This is a genomic window from Turicibacter sp. TJ11 (assembly GCF_021497505.1).
In the GTDB taxonomy this organism is placed as follows: domain Bacteria; phylum Bacillota_I; class Bacilli_A; order MOL361; family Turicibacteraceae; genus Turicibacter.
Genome location: NZ_CP069349.1, coordinates 2,443,593 through 2,461,870, shown reverse-complemented (window position 1 = coordinate 2,461,870; position 18,278 = coordinate 2,443,593). Strand labels below are relative to the sequence as shown.

The 18,278-nt window shown below is 32.6% G+C and carries 15 protein-coding genes and 1 tRNA gene; 1 reads left to right on the top strand and 15 read right to left on the bottom strand.

What is annotated here, in order from left to right:
* Positions 1-11: 11 nt before the first annotated feature.
* The 8 genes from JRC48_RS11790 to JRC48_RS11755 form a co-directional block, all read right to left on the bottom strand.
* A complete protein-coding gene (locus JRC48_RS11790; protein ID WP_235069683.1) occupies positions 12-1,424 on the bottom strand; it encodes an MBOAT family protein in 1,413 nt (470 codons plus the stop codon).
* A gap of 63 nt (positions 1,425-1,487) precedes the next feature.
* Positions 1,488-2,012, bottom strand: coding sequence for a DUF4358 domain-containing protein (locus JRC48_RS11785; protein WP_235069682.1), 525 nt, complete (start codon positions 2,010-2,012; stop codon positions 1,488-1,490).
* 246 nt (positions 2,013-2,258) lie between these two features.
* Positions 2,259-2,657 (bottom strand): hypothetical protein, encoded by a 399-nt coding sequence (locus JRC48_RS11780; RefSeq protein ID WP_235069681.1) that lies wholly within the window; start codon positions 2,655-2,657, stop codon positions 2,259-2,261.
* Between the two features lie 358 nt (positions 2,658-3,015).
* Positions 3,016-3,483, bottom strand: a complete 468-nt coding sequence (smpB, locus tag JRC48_RS11775; protein ID WP_235069680.1) for an SsrA-binding protein SmpB — start codon at positions 3,481-3,483, stop codon at positions 3,016-3,018.
* A gap of 22 nt (positions 3,484-3,505) precedes the next feature.
* Entirely contained in the window at positions 3,506-5,002 is a 1,497-nt protein-coding gene (locus tag JRC48_RS11770) for a CapA family protein (protein WP_235069679.1), read from the bottom strand.
* Between the two features lie 29 nt (positions 5,003-5,031).
* Positions 5,032-7,362 (bottom strand): ribonuclease R, encoded by a 2,331-nt coding sequence (gene rnr, locus JRC48_RS11765; protein ID WP_235069678.1) that lies wholly within the window; start codon positions 7,360-7,362, stop codon positions 5,032-5,034.
* 854 nt (positions 7,363-8,216) lie between these two features.
* Entirely contained in the window at positions 8,217-8,447 is a 231-nt protein-coding gene (gene secG / locus JRC48_RS11760; RefSeq protein WP_235069677.1) for a preprotein translocase subunit SecG, read from the bottom strand.
* Between the two features lie 116 nt (positions 8,448-8,563).
* Complete coding sequence (locus JRC48_RS11755) at positions 8,564-9,667, bottom strand: AI-2E family transporter (protein WP_235069676.1); 1,104 nt, start codon at positions 9,665-9,667, stop codon at positions 8,564-8,566.
* Positions 9,668-9,936: 269 nt separating this feature from the next.
* Here JRC48_RS11755 and JRC48_RS11750 point away from each other — a divergent pair, with 269 nt between their 5' ends.
* Entirely contained in the window at positions 9,937-11,169 is a 1,233-nt protein-coding gene (locus JRC48_RS11750; protein ID WP_235069675.1) for an HlyC/CorC family transporter, read from the top strand.
* 115 nt (positions 11,170-11,284) lie between these two features.
* Here JRC48_RS11750 and eno read toward each other — a convergent pair whose 3' ends face one another.
* The 7 genes from eno to JRC48_RS11715 form a co-directional block, all read right to left on the bottom strand.
* A complete protein-coding gene (gene eno, locus JRC48_RS11745; protein ID WP_006785196.1) occupies positions 11,285-12,574 on the bottom strand; it encodes a phosphopyruvate hydratase in 1,290 nt (429 codons plus the stop codon).
* A 253-nt stretch (positions 12,575-12,827) separates the two neighbouring features.
* Positions 12,828-12,901: transfer RNA gene (locus JRC48_RS11740), tRNA-Thr, on the bottom strand.
* Between the two features lie 180 nt (positions 12,902-13,081).
* Positions 13,082-14,623: a 2,3-bisphosphoglycerate-independent phosphoglycerate mutase gene (gene gpmI, locus JRC48_RS11735; RefSeq protein ID WP_235069674.1), complete on the bottom strand. Its 1,542-nt coding sequence runs from the start codon at positions 14,621-14,623 to the stop codon at positions 13,082-13,084.
* Positions 14,624-14,869: 246 nt separating this feature from the next.
* Positions 14,870-15,829: a DNA-binding protein WhiA gene (gene whiA, locus JRC48_RS11730; RefSeq protein ID WP_235069673.1), complete on the bottom strand. Its 960-nt coding sequence runs from the start codon at positions 15,827-15,829 to the stop codon at positions 14,870-14,872.
* Between the two features lie 4 nt (positions 15,830-15,833).
* Positions 15,834-16,814, bottom strand: coding sequence for a YvcK family protein (gene yvcK / locus JRC48_RS11725; protein ID WP_235069672.1), 981 nt, complete (start codon positions 16,812-16,814; stop codon positions 15,834-15,836).
* An 11-nt stretch (positions 16,815-16,825) separates the two neighbouring features.
* Positions 16,826-17,695 (bottom strand): RNase adapter RapZ, encoded by an 870-nt coding sequence (rapZ, locus tag JRC48_RS11720; RefSeq protein ID WP_235069671.1) that lies wholly within the window; start codon positions 17,693-17,695, stop codon positions 16,826-16,828.
* Between the two features lie 39 nt (positions 17,696-17,734).
* Positions 17,735-18,199: an NUDIX domain-containing protein gene (locus JRC48_RS11715; protein ID WP_235069670.1), complete on the bottom strand. Its 465-nt coding sequence runs from the start codon at positions 18,197-18,199 to the stop codon at positions 17,735-17,737.
* Between the last annotated feature and the right edge of the window lie 79 nt (positions 18,200-18,278).

Here is an 18,278-nt window from a genome sequence, read left to right as displayed (position 1 = left end):
AACAACCTCCTTTAAAAGCGGAAATACAAGAATGGATTATAAGCAGAATCCACTAAATAAGCAGTCGAAAGAATTAAAATTAATAAACAAACAATAGGCGATAAGACAACGTCAAGTAATTCTCCTCGCTTAGATTGCTTTAACTTTTGATACATTTGTTTAGCAAGTGGCGTTGAAGCAACGACTAGAATGATTAATAATACTCCATTTGTCATTAAGTAGTAAAGCGTAACCTGATCATATAGAGCTACTTCTTTAAAACCAAACATGACCCTAAAATAATCTTTTAAATAAGAAAGATTTTCAAAAGCAAACAATCCCCATCCAATGATTAATAACACTAACGTATACAAATGTCTAATTAAACGTGGAGCATAACTTAACCATTTCATTAAAAAGACTTTTTCAATAGTAATAATGATTCCAAAATAAAGTCCCCATAAAATAAAGTTCCAACTTGCACCATGCCAAAGTCCTGTTAAAAACCAAACGATAAAAACATTTAAGTATGTTCGCCATTTTCCTTTTCGATTTCCCCCTAAAGGAATATACACATAATCTCTAAACCAAGTTCCAAGTGAGATATGCCAACGGCGCCAAAACTCTGTGATACTTTGTGAAATATAAGGATAGTTAAAGTTTTCTAGTAATTCAAATCCAAACATTCTTCCAAGCCCAATTGCCATATCTGAATATCCACTAAAATCGAAATAAATTTGTAATCCAAATGCAATAACCCCTAGCCATGAAGTCATCACGGTTAGCTCAGATATAGCCATAGATGAAACTTGACTCCACAACAAGCCAATGTTATTGGCTAATAATACTTTTTTACCTAATCCGATCACAAATCTTTCGACTCCACTAGCAAATAAGCTTTGTGTTTCTTTACGATGATTGAGTTGCTCTGCTACGGTTTGATAGCGTACAATCGGCCCCGCTATTAACTGAGGAAACATCGTAACATAGGCCCCTAAGTTAATGATATTTTTTTGTGCAGGAGCATCTTTTCTAAAGACATCTATCGTATAAGACATCGTTTGAAACGTATAAAATGAAATCCCAATTGGAAGTGCAATATCAGGCACTGTAAAAGTTGTACCTATAAGTGCATTTACGTTTGAAACAATAAAACCTGAATATTTAAAGAACGTTAATAAACTTAAGTTAACAATAACAGCAAATATAACGACCTTTTTTGCTTTTTTAGGTTGATCAGCATACTTCTCAACTAATAGCCCGTTAATAAAGTCGATAACCGTCGAAAATAACATCAAGACAATATATACAGGTTCTCCCCAGGCATAAAAAATAAGACTGACGATTAATAATATGAAGTTTCTATATTTTCTTGGTACGATAAAATAAAACAATAAGGTTATTGGTAAAAAAACAAACAAAAAAACTAGACTACTAAAAACCACTCGTTTTACCTCCCATCATATAAAAAGAAGATTGAGCAAAACTCAATCTACTTTTATTACTTATTATTTTACTTGTTCTTCAAAAAGCTTAACAATCTCTTCTGCTTTTTCACTTGTTACATATAACGCATAGTTTCCTTGTGTTTTAATAACATTTCCTTTAACGAATTCATATTGATCTGGTAAGTATTGAGACCACATAGCATCTTGATCTGATAATACTTTTTCATATCCAGCTTTAATATTTTCTAAAGCAGTTGCATCTTTAGCTTTCGCTACCATTACTAATTCAGATTTTACATTCATCATTGGTTGTAAAATATATCCTGACTCGATATCTTCTGTATTAAATGTTCCTTCATACATTAACATTTGTTCTGGGTCTGTCATATCGATCACATTATATCCTGGTAATGCTCCGTCTTGTAATGGAATATCATAAGAAGTTGATAATAATTCTTGAATCTTCGTGATAATAACTTCAGGAGATACTTCACTCGTTGATGTATTGTTTTCTGCTCCTTTACTGCATCCGACTGCTAAGACTGTTACTAATACAGCCATCATGATTAATTTAATCTTTTTCATATTAGGTTCCTCCATTATTTGATTACTTCATAATATTCATTATAAAGAAATCCTCTGTTCTTTTACATTAAATTAGACGAATCTAATAGGTATAGTGTTCCATATTTATTAAAAATATTTATTTTTTTAAATTATTCCTATAAAAAAAGGAAGATTCTCTTCCTCATTCCATATATCATATATCTCTGCAGTCTATTGATTTAACACTTAGACAAACTACACTCTATATTGAAAACTAATCTACCATTATACATATAAGTTCAATGCTTCTTCTAGGTTTAATGGACTAACACTCTGTTCATATCCTTCAACATAATATTCATAGTTTTTAAATAATCTCAATAAGTTAAAGAAAATATCTAAATCATCCTCTAATATGTAAGTAGAATATAATTCTTGATTGACTTTCACGGTAATACGTTGGCGAGCAAGGTGTGTGATCTTAGCATCTGCAACTTCATAGTATAACTCAACTGTTTTAAACTCATTAGGTAAGCTTTTTAACAAACTAATAAACTTTAGTGCATCCTCATCATAAGGTTGTGATTCTTTCGAATTAATGACGATAGTATATCTAATTAACACTGGTTTTTTCGATTGACCATTATTAAATTCGATGATGTTAAGTGTTTCACTCTTTAACATTTAATCCCCCCTTAAATTCTCTGACGATACTCTAATCACCCGTAAAGCTCTACCTCAAAGATTATATGGTAGTTGTTTCAAATATATACCTATCATCTTTAATATCTTAGACTAAAGCTAAAAATCAGGATATTACTCATCTAAACTCCATTACCATATCTTTCAATCTTGATTAACACCATGATTTGAATAGACAAAAAAAGACAATACAAAAAATTGTATTGTCTTTTTTATACAGAAATATCTTTCATCACTTTACAATCGTTTTAGTTTAATACTATTTTCAATCCTAACACAGAGTTTATTCTAGTTAACCGTTTTAACATACGAAAAAATTATCTAGATTTATATAAACTGATTAGTATTTTTGACGATCACGTAAAGCTTTTTCAATTTGACGATTTGCGTCTTTAGCCTTTAAATCTTGACGTTTGTCATAATTTCTTTTACCTTTGGCTGTTCCAAATAGAAGTTTAGCATACCCATCTTTAATATAAAGTTTTAATGGAATCAGTGAGTATCCACCCATTTTTTGAACTCCAATTAATCGGGCAATTTCTTTTTTATGAAGTAATAACTTTCTTGTACGAAGAGGTTCATGATTAAATCGATTTCCTTGCTCATAATGTGCAATATGCATGTTATGAACAAAAGCTTCATTTCTATCGATTCGAACAAATGAATCACGTAAATTCACTTTTCCAGCACGAATGGCTTTAATTTCTGTTCCTTGTAAAACTAATCCTGCTTCAAAGGTATCTTCGATGAAATAATCATGACTTGCTTTTTTATTTTGAGCAATTGTTGATCCAACACCTTTTGGCATCTCTTCACCACCTTTTTAAACTTTATTCCTCTAATTCATTATAAGTAATGTAATCAACGACATCTACACTTTCCGAGTAATTTTCCATTAATGATTTAATCGATTCAAAATAATCTGCTTGTGATGAATCGACTAGTGGGACTAACTGATAATCTGATGTTGAGTTTTCAGCGTAGTTATAAGTTGGCATAAACTGTGGTTGGCTAATTTCGATTTGAACCTCGTCACCAATTGTTGTTTTTTTAATGTCAAACTTCATAATACCACCGACCAAGCGTTCAAGTCCAACTTGTCCCGAAATAAAATTACCTAATGAATAAGCCACGACTGTTTCATTACCATTTTGTCCAGTTAAACGATCCATTGGTTGTAAGACATGTGGATGAGTTCCCAAAATAACATGAACCCCTTGATCTGATAACCACTGCGCTTGTTCCGTTTGAAGTTGACTTGGAACATTTGAATATTCAACACCCCAGTGCATCGAAACGACAATTACATCAGATACACTCTTTGCCTTTTCAATGTCAATCGCTGCTTGTTGATAATCAAATTCATTAGCTAAGTAAGGTTTATCTTCTGGCACCTCATATCCGTTAAATCCATAGGAATATGATAATAAGGCAATCTTTATATCATTTTTCTCAATCACTGCAATTTCATCACGTTTTTCTTGTGAATCTGTAGATCCCGCTGTAATAATACCTTCGAACGTTTCCCAATTTTTTTGTGCTGCAACAACACCCGCTTCACCTTTATCTAAGGTGTGATTATTCGAGCGTGCAAACATATTAAATCCAGCTCCAATTAAATCTCTTGCAATTTCATAAGGACTATTAAAATTAGGATAAGTGGATAGCCCGACTTCTATTCCACCAATGTTTGTCTCTTGATTAGCAAATGCAAAATCTGCTGGTTCAATATACTGATTAATTTTTTCAAACAATGGACTAAAATCAAAGCTATCTCCTTCTAAACGAAAATCATTATACACCGTATCATGTAATAAAACATCTCCTACAGCAACCATCGTTGCTTCATACACATGAATCTCAGGCCCTAGTGAAAATGTAATTTCAATGACTTGTTCATATGGATTGGCATCATAAGTAATCGCATAACCTGAGTTAACTTCAGTTGAATACGTGGATTCATGATAAATAATATCATCTACCTGTATCCTTTCTTCTTCCACTAACTCATTTAGATACGTTTTAATTTCAGTATCAGATTTACTCGAAACATCTTTCCCCTTAGAAAACGTTAAAACAATATCGCACTCTTCTGTTTTTTCACATCTCTGTTGGTTGATAACAGTTCCATAGGGTACTGTGTCGGAATAAACATTGCTATATTCAATATCAATATCATTGGCTGCTTCGTAATGCTTAACACGATCCACATCCCATCCAACCATATCAGGTAGCACAAACGATTGTGCCAATACTAATAGACCAACCATGACGAATAAGAATAAGACGACATTACGCCACTTAATAGTTTTTAGTTTCTTCATCATGACTTAATTGCTCCCTTTCGGTATTTATTCTACTTTTTATTTTTTGTCTGATTTGTCGACTTTGTACCTTTTGATTTTTTTCTTTTTGGTTTTGGATTTTTAAATGTTTTATCTGATGGTTTTGATGACTTACGTGAACGAGCAGGGCGATAGTCTTTTTTATCTCCCTTCTTATCTTTAGATCGATTATTTTTTGAAGTTGAAGTTCCACGCGTATCAATTCGCTTAAATCCACGTTTTTGACGACTTTTGCTCATTCCAACTAATTGGAAATCAATTGTTCGTTCCTCTTTACTTGCTGCTGCTACAGTAACTTTTACAATATCCCCTATTTTATAAATCGCCTTTGTTCGACGACCAATTAATGCTAAATTATCTTCATCAAATTCATAGTAGTCGTCTGTTAAATCATTAACATGAACTAAGCCCTCTACCGTATTTGGTAACTCAACATACATTCCCCATTTAGTCACAGATGAAATAACTCCCTCAAATTCTTCATCAATAAATTGTGTCATGTATTCAGCTTTTTTCATATCCTCTACTTCGCGCTCAGCATCAATCGCATCACGCTCACGCTTAGATGTTTGCTCACCGATTTCTGGCATAACGGCTGTATAGTAGTCTAATGTCTCTTTCGATAAATCTTGATCAAATAAATAACGACGAATTAAACGATGTACAACTAAGTCTGGATAGCGACGAATTGGTGATGTGAAGTGTGTATAAAACTCTGCTGCAAGTCCAAAGTGTCCTAAACTTTCTTCACTATAACGTGCTTTTTGTAAAGAACGTAACATCATCGTATTGATGGCAGCGTGCTCTGGTTTACCATGAACTGCTTCCGTAATCATTTGCAATGCTTTCGGATGAACATTTTCTTTTGTTCCTTTAATTTCATAACCTAATGCACGTGCTAATTTATAAAAACGTTCTAACTTTTCTGGTTTTGGATGTTCATGGACACGATAAATGAAAGGAACATCCATCCAATGGAAATGTTCAGCTACGGTTTCATTAGCTGCTAACATAAAGTCTTCAATAATACGTTCAGCGATTTCTCGTTCACGTAAGACAACATCAATTGGAAAACCGTACTCATCAACAATAATTTTTGATTCTTCTAAATCAAAGTCAATTGATCCACGATCATGACGTTTTTGACGTAAAATTTTAGATAGTTCATACATTAATTTAAATGTTGGAACTAACTCTTTATAACGCTCACAAAGCTCTGCGTCTTCATCAATTAAAATACGATTGACATGATTATAGGTCATACGTTCAGTTGTTTTAATAATAGATGGGAAAATCTCGTGACTAACGATGTCACCAGTAGGAGAAATCTCCATTTCACACGTAATTGTTAAACGATCAACCTGTGGATTTAATGAACAAATTCCATTCGATAAACGATGTGGAATCATCGGAATCACGCGATCGACTAAATAAACACTCGTTCCTCTAAAAAATGCTTCACGATCAAGAGGTGATCCTTCTGTCACATAGTAAGAGACATCAGCAATTGAAACACCTAATAAATAATTTCCGTTATCAAGCATACGAACATGAACAGCATCATCTAAGTCTTTTGCATCGTCCCCATCAATCGTAACAATCGTTTCTGCACGTAAATCTTTACGACCTTTATAGCTATCATGATCAGGTTCATTTGGAATTTCAGCGGCTTGTTTTAATGCATCTTCACTAAATTCAGGAACGATATCGTACTTATAAACAACTGATAAAATATCAATTCCTGGATCATTTTTATGTCCTAAAATTTCAGTGACTTCAGCTTTAACCACATTGTTCTCTAAGTAATCCACAATACGAACACGAACCTTATGATCTTTAACGGCTCCTTTAGTTTTATTTTTAGGAATGGCCACTACGGCATGATAACGAGAGTTATCTGGTTTAACATACCCTACTTGTTTAATTTCATAATATGTTCCGATAAAATCAGTCATCCCACGTTCAAGAACTTGAGCAATTTCCCCTTCTAAGCTATCACCCTTAGATGAAGGTAAGATTTTAACTAACACGGTGTCTTTATGTAACGCACCATTTAAATGTTCACTACGAACATAAACATCATCCATTTCATCAATTTCAACGAAACCAAATCCTTTAGGATGAATCGAGATAATTCCTTTATAATAACCTAAATCACGTGCTAAATCATAGCGATCATTTTTTGAACGAACAACAATCCCTTCGTCCTCAAGTTTCACCATTAATTTAACAAACTCCTTAAATTTATCTGACCCTTCAATTTGTAGATATTCCACTAATTCCTCGATCGTCATCGCCTCATATTGGCTAGATCCTAATAATTCTAATACTGTATTGCGCAAATAGCACACCTCCAACTCATAAGTTATATTCTATCATAAGTAAACAAACATTTAACCACTTTTTGCTATTATAAGACAAAGTACGTTATTTGACTTATCTATCACTATTTTATACAAATGTACTTATTTTATATCACGAATCCTCTCATCTAGTTAGAAAAACAACCAAAATTTATCATTAAGTAGTAATATTTAATAAAAAGCTATAATTTACTGATCAAAAATATATGATGACGATAAATTGATTGCTAACTCATCTAATATATTAGTTTAACAAGAAAACTTATAATTATTTTGAATTAAACACTTGTAGATTTTTCAAATGGATCATTTAGACTAATGCATGAACTTATCTTTTAAAGATTTTTAATCAACATGACATAAACTTCATTTTTAAGAATAGATCTTTATCTCTTTAAATTAGTTATCCTCTTGTTTTTTATAACTAAGATAAATTCTATGAGAATGAAAAAATACTTAAATAAAATAAAAACTCATATTCTAATTGAATATGAGCCTTCTATATACAAACAGAAATTTATGTAATCATTTGATATCAGTCTTAGGTAATGAATAAGTTTCATCCTAAGACAAACAATTTCCCAGACATCGTCTACTATTTTAAAACCATTAGTAGCGCTTAAAAATTCTTTTTAAAAAATTAATCTGAACCTATCTATAAAAAGCCAAATACATTTTAAACTTTCATTATCAGTTCAACTACTAAAAACTTATTCATATAAAATATATTTCAGATTTTTCAAAACTAGTTTTTGTTATTTAGATACTTTAATCGGATCATCTTTTGAGTTCCGGTTAATTATCTATTCATAAAGATCATAAGGACCTAGCCTTTATTTCATAAAAATAATTAATCCTAAAACAAGAAAAATAACTGAACAGATATAGGTTGCACGTACGATGTAAGCTTCTGCTCCACGCTCTTTTTGATTTTTAAATAACTCGCTGTTACCACCCGTAAGAGAATCACTTAATCCTTGTTTAGAACTTTGTAAAGCCACTAAAACAATTAGGATTACAGAGACAATCATAAATAAAATATCCTCAACACCATATTGGAACATCCTAAACCCTCCTTAAACTATAACAAAACTTTACCATATATATGTTATATTTTCAACTATTATTTAAGACGAGAGCTTAACATTTGTAAATATGTACCATTCATTAAAAAAGTTCGCTAATCGCGAACTTTTTGTTTCCATTCTTTTAAACCTTCAAAAGCATATCGGCAAATAACTTTTACAATTCCTGCAATCGGAATGATAAAGATGATTCCTATCACACCAAAGATTTGGCCCCCTATGATAATTAGTGTTAATAACATAACAGGATGAAAATCAATAGACTTTGAAAAAACTAGGGGTTTAATAAAGTTTCCTTCAATGAAATTTAAAGCCATCACACCAACTACCACATACACCGGTGTCCATACCGAAACCATTAATCCAAAAAGTGCAGCTGGAATCGTTCCGATAATTTGACCAACATACGGAATGATATTTAAAAAACCGATCAACGTCCCGAACACAATCGCATTTTCTAGTCCAAGAATTGAAAAATAGATTGAAGCAATGATGGATAAAACGAATGATACTAACAACGTTCCTGAAACATATCCTTTAACGATTTCTTCTGATTCTTTCAAAATATGATACAGTCGATGTTGCTGATGATGAACTAAAAATGATTTTACCTGTTCACGAATTTCATAGAAATTTTTCAAAATATAATATAAGACGACGGGAACTAATAACAGCATTCCAATGACTAAAGTAAAGCTACTACTAAATGAGGAAATCCATAATCCTAAAGTAGATAAGAATTTTGAAAAGATTTCAATAAATTTTGAATTTTGAGAAAATAAGTGACTGAAGTCATATTGATAAAGTTTGACATAATCAAATTGCCATGACTTTAATAAGTTCTCTACTTTCACCATAAGCGTCGGAACTTGATTCATAATGTCTTGTACACTTATCACTAAATTTGGAATTAAACTAAAAATAGCATAAACGATTCCTCCAATAATCGAAACAAACGTCATCAAAATTGAATATGAACGTTTAATTTTCAAACGACAAAAGAAATCAACAATTGGATTCAAAAGATAGGCGATACATGTAGCAATTAAAAAAGGACAGATAATCATATAGATCGCAGAGAAGATAGGTTTAACAATCGGAAAAATAAGAATAAAAATACGTACCGTAACTAATACTCCAATTAAAAAAATTAAACTATTTAGCCACTTATAATTTATAGATTGTTTGATTTGTTTCATTATGATCCCCCTTATTGATTGTACTAATAGATTACCATATTTTTCAGTTTTTGAGGATAAAACAAAAACACATATTTTATATTAAATCCACATATATACTACTAGTCTATTTCCATTCAAATTAGTTTTATCTCATTAAAGACATTTACCTAAAAGATGATAGACAACAATTCGACTCTTAGGTTTTGACTCCTCATTAGGTTATTTGATAAAAGTCTTTCATTTGTAGAAAATTTTGATTACTTACATAGGTACAAGGATGTGATTATATGATGGATAAGCAACCGTTAATCATTTTTACTCTCATTTTCTTAATTATGATGTCAGCTTACTTTTCAGCGACAGAAACAGCTTTTTCATCACTCAATAAAATTCGATTGAAGCACTTAACGAATAGTGGTCATGAACGGGCACAACAAGTATTGAATGTTCTAAAGCAATATGATCAATTACTTTCAACTATTTTAATTGGAAATAACATTGTTAATATTTTATCAGCTTCATTAGCGACTATTTTATTTACAACTTATTTCCCGAAAACGGGAGTCAGTATTTCCACTCTTGTAATGACTATTCTTATTCTTATTTTTGGAGAAATTTCTCCTAAAAGTTTGGCTAGAGAGGTTCCAGAGAAATGGGCAATGCTATCAATGCCACTGCTTAAGTTTTTTATCATTATTTTATCGCCTTTAAATTTTATCTTTACTCAATGGAAAAAACTACTTTCTAACATTTTTTCTTTTGATAGTTCTGAATCGATTACTCCTGAAGAAATTAAAATGTTAATTGATGAAGCGAAGCATAACGGTAACTTTAGTGAAACAGAAAGTAAATTAATTAAATCAGCTATTGAGTTTAATCAATTATGCGCTGATGATATTTTAACACCACGTGTTCAATTAATTGCTATTAATCTCGATACGTCAAAAGAAACGATTCAATCATTGTTTTACACCACTGGATTTAGTCGTTTACCCGTTTATCAAGAAAATATTGATCATATTATTGGAATCTTACATGAAAAAGATTTTAACCTATATAAAGATTTACCCACTTACTCTTTATCTCAGTTAATTAAGCCAATTATTTATAAGACCGCTAATAGTAAAATTTCTAAGCTTCTTCTTACCTTTCAACAAACTCAAACACAACTTGCTGTAATCTCTGATGAGTATGGCGGAACACTTGGTATTGTAACACTCGAAGATATTTTAGAGGTTTTAGTGGGTGATATTTGGGATGAACATGATACAGTCATTCATGACTACAAACAACTTAATGAAAATACCTACTTATTTAATGGCCAAACAAGTTTAACTAAACTATCTGATACTCTTAATATTAAGATCGATGCCGATTGTAATAGTGTGAACGGTTGGATTATTAATGAATTAGGATATATTCCTAAAGTCGATGAAATATTTAACTTCAAAAACTTAACAATAAAAATATTAAACTCAGATAGTAGACAGGTGACTCAAATTATAATTATTATCAACTAAAAAAGCCTTGAATTTATCAAGGCTTAATTTAATTGATGTAACTAATTAAAAACCCTCTCTTCGTCGGAGTGAAGAGAGGGTTTTTTGAGTCATATTCTTCTAAAAAATAATTAAATTATTTTTTTAAGTTGTAGAATGATTTAACTCCATTGTAAACAGCTTGTTGTCCTAATTCGTCTTCGATACGTAATAATTGGTTGTATTTTGCAATACGGTCTGTACGAGACATAGAACCTGTTTTGATTTGTCCAGCATTTGTAGCAACTGCGATGTCAGCGATTGTAGCATCTTCAGTTTCTCCTGAACGGTGAGATACAACTGCAGTGTATCCAGCTTTCTTAGCCATTTCGATAGCTTCGAAAGTTTCAGTTAATGTACCGATTTGGTTAACTTTGATTAAGATTGAGTTAGCAACGTTTTTCTCGATACCTTCAGCTAAACGCTCAGTGTTAGTTACGAAGAAATCGTCTCCAACTAATTGAACTTTATCACCGATTTTTTTAGTTAAGTAATCCCATCCAGCCCAGTCGTCTTGGTCTAAACCGTCTTCGATTGAGATGATTGGATATTTTTCGCATAATTCAGCGTAGAAATCACATAATTCTTCAGATGTGAATACTTTTCCACCTTCACCTGCTAAAACGTATTTTCCATCTTTGTAGAACTCAGAAGAAGCAACGTCCATAGCGATCATAACGTCTTTACCTGGAACATATCCAGCTTTTTCGATAGCTTCTAAGATAACTTTGATAGCAGCTTCGTTTGATTCTAAGTTTGGAGCGAATCCACCCTCATCACCAACTGCAGTGTTTAATCCCATACCGTGTAATACTGATTTTAATGCATGGAATACTTCAGCTCCCATACGGATAGCTTCTTTGAATGTTGGAGCTCCAACTGGCATGATCATGAACTCTTGGAAGTCGATGTTGTTGTCAGCGTGCTCTCCACCATTGATGATGTTCATCATTGGAGTTGGTAATTCTTTAGAGTTGAATCCACCTAAGTAACGGTATAATGGTAATCCAACAAAATCAGCAGCAGCATGAGCAACAGCCATAGATACACCTAAGATTGCGTTAGCTCCTAATTTTCCTTTGTTTTTAGTTCCATCTAATGCGATCATTAAACGGTCAATTCCACATTGGTCAGTAACATCCATACCAACTAATTCAGGAGCGATGATGTCGTTAACGTTTTTAACTGCGTTTAAAACACCTTTTCCTAAGTAACGTGATTTATCTCCATCACGTAATTCAACTGCTTCGTAGATTCCTGTAGAAGCTCCAGATGGTACTAAAGCACGTCCAAAAGATCCGCTTTCAGTTGTTACTTCTACTTCTACAGTAGGATTTCCACGAGAATCTAATACTTCGCGAGCATATACATCAACAATATAAGGCATGTATGACATCTCCTTCTTTTCTAAAATTTTCACACTTCTTATTATAATACATTTTTTTGCATATTAAAGAAGTTTTTATGCTGTAAGCGCTATTTTTTATAAAATAAACCAATCTATTAATCTACAGAAAAAATGCTAAAAAGGTATACTTTAATTAAATACCTACAATAATATGCACTAACTGAACAGACTTTATGCTTGATCTATAAAAATAAAAAAATCCAGACAGTCGCTGGATTATATTCTTATAAACTGGTGCCGAGTGCGAGAATCGAACTCGCGGCTACGCATTACCATTGCGTTGTTTTACCACTAAACTAACTTGGCTTTCCAATATCTATACTAACATATTAACCATATTTTTCAATATAATTTTCTTTTTTTATCTCTAAAATAATCTTTATTTTGGTTCTAAATGGTTATTAGGCTGATCATACCTCTTGTATTTTTATAAAAATATCCATAAAAAGAACGTATCACTAGATACGTTCTTTTGTGTTTATTCAATTATTTAATAATTGATTTTCCAGTCATTTCAGCCGGTTGTTCAACACCTAATAATTGTAACATTGTTGGTGCTAAATCTCCTAAATTTCCACCGTCACGTAATTCGATTCCTTCTTTTGTTACGATGACTGGAACTGGATTTGATGTATGAGCAGTATATGCTCCACCATTTTCATCTTCTAATTTTTCTGCATTACCGTGGTCAGCTGTAATAATAGCAACTCCACCTTTAGCAATGATTGCATCTACAACTTTACCTAAGCACTCATCCACAGCTTCTAATGCTTTTACTGTTGCATCAAATACACCAGTGTGCCCAACCATATCTGGGTTAGCAAAGTTTAAAATGATTGTATCATGAACATCTTTATTAATCTCAGCTACACATGCATCCGCTACTTCATAAGCTGACATTTCAGGTTTTAAATCATAAGTTGCAACTTTTGGTGAATTGATTAAAACACGAGTTGCTCCTTCGATTTCTTTATCTACTCCACCATCGAAGAAGAATGTTACGTGAGCATATTTTTCAGTTTCAGCAATACGTAATTGTTTTAATCCATTTGCTGAAATAACTTCTCCGTAAGTATTAGCTAAATCTTGTAATCCAAAGATAACTGGTCCATTAACCGCATCCCCGTAAGACATCATTGAAATGAAGTAAACATCTTTAGGTCCTTTAGATGGATCTAATGCAGGTTTTCCTTCTTTAGCAAAGTTTGCAACATTTTCTGGATTAGATAATGCGATTGCAATCTGTTGTGCACGGTCAGGACGGAAGTTAGCAAAAATTACTGTATCTCCATCTTTGATTAATCCATTTGCATCAACAACAAATGGTGCAACGAATTCATCTAAAACATCATTTTTGTAAGAAGCTTCTACCCCAGCTTTAGCTGATTCAAAAGTTTCTCCAATTCCTTGAGTCATTGCATCATAAGCTAATTGAGTACGATCATAGTTTTTATCGCGGTCCATTGAATAGTAACGTCCTGATACAGTCGCTACTTTTCCAATTCCGATTTCAGCTAATTTAGTCTCTAATGCTTCAATGTACTCTAATGCTGATTTAGGTGCAGTATCACGTCCATCTAAAAATGCATGTACGTAAACTTCTTTTGCACCTTGAGCTTTTGCTGCTTCAACTAATGCATACATATGCTCGTTGTGTGAATGAATTCCACCTGGAGATAATAATCCCATTACATGAATGTTTTTATTGTTTTCTAATGCGTGTTTGCATCCTTTTTCAATCACTGGATCATTTTTTAACTCACCATTTTTAACAGCTAAGTTAATACGAGTTAATGATTGATAAACGATACGTCCAGCACCTAAATTTAAGTGTCCTACCTCTGAGTTCCCCATTTGTCCTTCTGGTAATCCAACACCTAATCCAGAAGCTTCTAATGTGTTATGAGGGTATTTATTAAATAAACGATCTAAGTTTGGCATTTTGGCCGCTTTAACTGCGTTTCCAGCAGTTTCATCACGTAACCCGAAACCGTCTAAAATAATTAATGCTACAGGTTTTTTAGTCATGTTATTACCTCCTTCATCTTATCTAATTTATAGTATACTAAACTTTAATTGACAAGTACATGAATATCCCTAATGTAAGCGGTTTTTATTTTGAACAAAATCAACTTTAGTATGTCAAACTTTTAGAAATCTATGTAAGTTTTCATTCATAAAATAAAAACCTTATTCATAACATGACGTTACAAATAAGGTTTAATCTTTTGTTTCTAAGTTGAAACGATTAATAAGAATCATCTCGCTTTAGTTTTATTTTTCTAATGAACGTTTTTGCTGATTTTCCCGAATTTCTTCTGCCATTTCGGACAACTTTCTCATCCGATGATTGACGCCTGACTTAGTCAACTTCATCCCGCGTTCCGTGGCAATTTCACTTAAATAAGTTAAATTTTCCTCAGGAAACTCTAACCTTAACCTGGCAACGTATTGTAAACGTTCTGGTAACGAATCTATTCCATAAACAAGATCAATTAGTTCAATGTTATCAATTTGACGCTGCGCTGCAGCAATTGTTTTTGTTTCATTAGCAATTTCACAATTATTTAAACGATTTTCTGAGTTACGGATATCTCTAAAAATACGTACATCCTCGAAATTTAAAACTGCATTATATGCTTCAATCGCCCTTAAAAAATCACTAATTTTCTCAGCTTCTTTGATATAAGTAATATATCCTTTTTTACGTTGTAAGACACGGGCATTTAGTTCAAAAACATTTAACAAATCTTTAAGATCTTCCGCATGTTCTTCATCAAGTGTAAAAATTTCAAAATGATAAGATGATGTTTCAGGATTATTAACCGAACCTCCCGCTAAAAAAGCACCTCGCAAATAGGCTCTTTTACAGCAATCATACTCAATTAAATGCTTAGCAATCCCTAAAACAAAGCCAGTTTCAGACATAATTCCTAATTCTGTGGCAATATCACGAGCATTTTTCTTAATACGAATAATATAGACGTTATTTTTTTTCAGTTGCATTTTTTTTCGCGATAATAAATCAACCTCAGTATCAAATAACTGCTTAATTAACTGCAACGTTCGACGAGCAATCGCGGCATTTTCAGTTGCAAAATCAAGAACTAAACCTTTACTTGATAAAGAAATAACTCCATTCATTCGAATAAGTGCTGATAGTTCTGCTTTAGCACAACAATCATCTGATTGAATTTGAACTAATTCTTTTTTCGTTTCAGAAGCGAATGACATTTTATCACCCCTCCCTTTTTTCCTCTATATCTAATAATAATGAAAAAACTGTCGCTGCAACTTTTTTCGTGTTATGACGAACCTCGCCTACGTTATTGTAAGAAACTAGACGACTTTTAATCACTTCAATATTCATACTTTTTAATTTTTTCTCATCATTAAAAACAACATCTGATTGCTGATCACAGTATCGTTCATAAGTTTCTTGATTAATTTTCTCATCATTAACAATGATTTTATCAATGAACGAATGACCGGCATGTTCTTCTAGAGCAATTACATGATCAGAGGCTGTATAGCCTGTTGTTTCTCCTGGTTGAGTCATTATGTTGCAGCAATAAACACATTCTGCTTTTGTCTTAACTAACGCCTCAGAAATTTCACTTAATAATAAGTTAGGAATAATACTAGTATATAAACTTCCTGGTCCTAGTAAAACTAAATCTGCTTCCATAATAGCCTCAACAGCTTCATGAAGTGCCTTAGCATCTTGTTTTGTATAATAAACACGCTTAATTTTTTTTTCAATCGTAGGAATAAGCGATTCGCCCTGAATGATTGTACCATCATCATACTCTGCACACAAGCACAACGGTGTGTTACATACTGGTAAGACTTGTCCTCTAACTTTTAAAACCTCACTTAATTTTTGAATAGCAGAAGCAAAGTCCCCCGTAATATTTGTCATAGCTGCAATTAATAAATTTCCAGTTGGATGACCTGCTAACTCTGTTTCACCTTGAAATCGATACTGAAATAATTCTTGTACAAGTGGTTCAACTTCGGATAAAGCAACTAAAACATTTCGAATATCTCCAGGGGGAGGGACATCAAAATCTGATCGTAAACTTCCCGAACTTCCTCCATCATCTGCTACTGTGACAATGGCCGTTATATCAATTGGATATCGTTTTAATCCTCTTAAAATTGTAGATAACCCTGTTCCTCCACCAATGACAGCAACCTTTAAATCATACTCTGCCATATCTAATCCCCCTATTTTTTATATGCGCGATGAATATCTCGATGAGTCGCGTTTGTTTTATAATCTTTTTCAAAAGCAGTGGATAAATATTCTGCAATGGCAACTGAGCGATGTTGTCCCCCTGTACATCCAATCCCAATAATGACTTGTGACTTTCCTTCAGCTTTATACTTTGGAATTAAGAATTGTAACAAGTCAATTAATTTAGATAAAAACGTCGTTGTTTCTTCAAAGCTCATCACGTACTCATAAACACTTTCATCTAACCCAGTTTGTGGGCGCATGGCTTCAATATAAAAAGGATTAGGTAAGAAACGAACATCAAACATAATATCTGTATCAATTGGTGTCCCATGTTTAAATCCAAATGACATAAATGTTACACTAAAATAATCTTTATCCATACTTCCATACTTCGTAATAATTTGCTGTTTTAAATCTTTAGCAGCTAAACCTGTTGTATCGATTTTAAAGTCTGAGATATCTAAAATTGGCTTTAACAGCTCTCGTTCTTTATTAATTCCATCTAACAAATTAGTGTCGCGTGATAATGGGTGTGTACGTCTTGTTTCCTTATATCGTTTAACGAGTGTTGTATCATTTGCATCTAAGTAAACAACATGGACATTGACAAAATGACTATCTTGTAAGAAATATAACATTTCATCAATAGAGTCAAAGTCTAGTGATCTTAAATCAATCACAACTGCTAAATTAACGGTATGCTCACTCGCTCCCATAATTAACTCTGTTAACTTAGGTAATAATTTAGGTGGAAAATTGTCAATACAGTGATAACCTACATCCTCTAAACTATTTAATACAACACTTTTTCCAGCTCCACTCATCCCCGTGACAATTAGTAAATTAATTTTTTTCATCCTAACACACCCTTTCTATTACTTCAAAAATGATGATCATCACTTAAGTTCTGTATTATGACTTGAAATAACTTTAATTAAATCGTATGAAGGCGTATAAAATTGAGTTGAAACAATAGGTTGATTGCTATTAATTAAGTGTTTAATAATTAGACGATCCCCTTCAAACATCGGTAATGTATCTAATTCACCAATCTCATGCCAAGCTAATGTTCCTTCTCGATTCTCTTTATTTAATTCACCTGTTGCGTGAGTTCCTTTAATCGTATAAAGCATCCACTCCGTTTGATCTGATTCCTCTTCAACAACAATCGTTGTCACCGCACCAAGTTCTGCACTTTGTAGCTGCAACCCTGTTTCTTCAAAAAATTCTCGACATCCTGTTTGTATGACATGTTCACTAAATTCGGCTTTTCCGCCAGGTAGAAACCATTTTTTTCGGCTCGGTTTAAATAAAAGTAATATCTTATTATCTTTCAGTAACAAACTATTCACCACACGCATCAATCCACCCTCTTTCGTCATGATTATTATAACACATAAATAGAAAAATAGAAAAACTGATCATATCGTAGTATCAAGT

Coding starts and splice junctions, on each gene's coding strand:
- JRC48_RS11785 (WP_235069682.1), bottom strand. CDS start 2,012: ATGAAAAAGATTAAATTAATCATGATGGCTGTATTAGTAACAGTCTTA.
- JRC48_RS11780 (WP_235069681.1), bottom strand. CDS start 2,657: ATGTTAAAGAGTGAAACACTTAACATCATCGAATTTAATAATGGTCAA.
- smpB (WP_235069680.1), bottom strand. CDS start 3,483: ATGCCAAAAGGTGTTGGATCAACAATTGCTCAAAATAAAAAAGCAAGT.
- JRC48_RS11770 (WP_235069679.1), bottom strand. CDS start 5,002: ATGATGAAGAAACTAAAAACTATTAAGTGGCGTAATGTCGTCTTATTC.
- secG (WP_235069677.1), bottom strand. CDS start 8,447: ATGTTCCAATATGGTGTTGAGGATATTTTATTTATGATTGTCTCTGTA.
- JRC48_RS11755 (WP_235069676.1), bottom strand. CDS start 9,667: ATGAAACAAATCAAACAATCTATAAATTATAAGTGGCTAAATAGTTTA.
- JRC48_RS11750 (WP_235069675.1), top strand. CDS start 9,937: ATGATGGATAAGCAACCGTTAATCATTTTTACTCTCATTTTCTTAATT.
- eno (WP_006785196.1), bottom strand. CDS start 12,574: ATGCCTTATATTGTTGATGTATATGCTCGCGAAGTATTAGATTCTCGT.
- gpmI (WP_235069674.1), bottom strand. CDS start 14,623: ATGACTAAAAAACCTGTAGCATTAATTATTTTAGACGGTTTCGGGTTA.
- whiA (WP_235069673.1), bottom strand. CDS start 15,829: ATGTCATTCGCTTCTGAAACGAAAAAAGAATTAGTTCAAATTCAATCA.
- yvcK (WP_235069672.1), bottom strand. CDS start 16,814: ATGGCAGAGTATGATTTAAAGGTTGCTGTCATTGGTGGAGGAACAGGG.
- rapZ (WP_235069671.1), bottom strand. CDS start 17,695: ATGAAAAAAATTAATTTACTAATTGTCACGGGGATGAGTGGAGCTGGA.
- JRC48_RS11715 (WP_235069670.1), bottom strand. CDS start 18,199: ATGCGTGTGGTGAATAGTTTGTTACTGAAAGATAATAAGATATTACTT.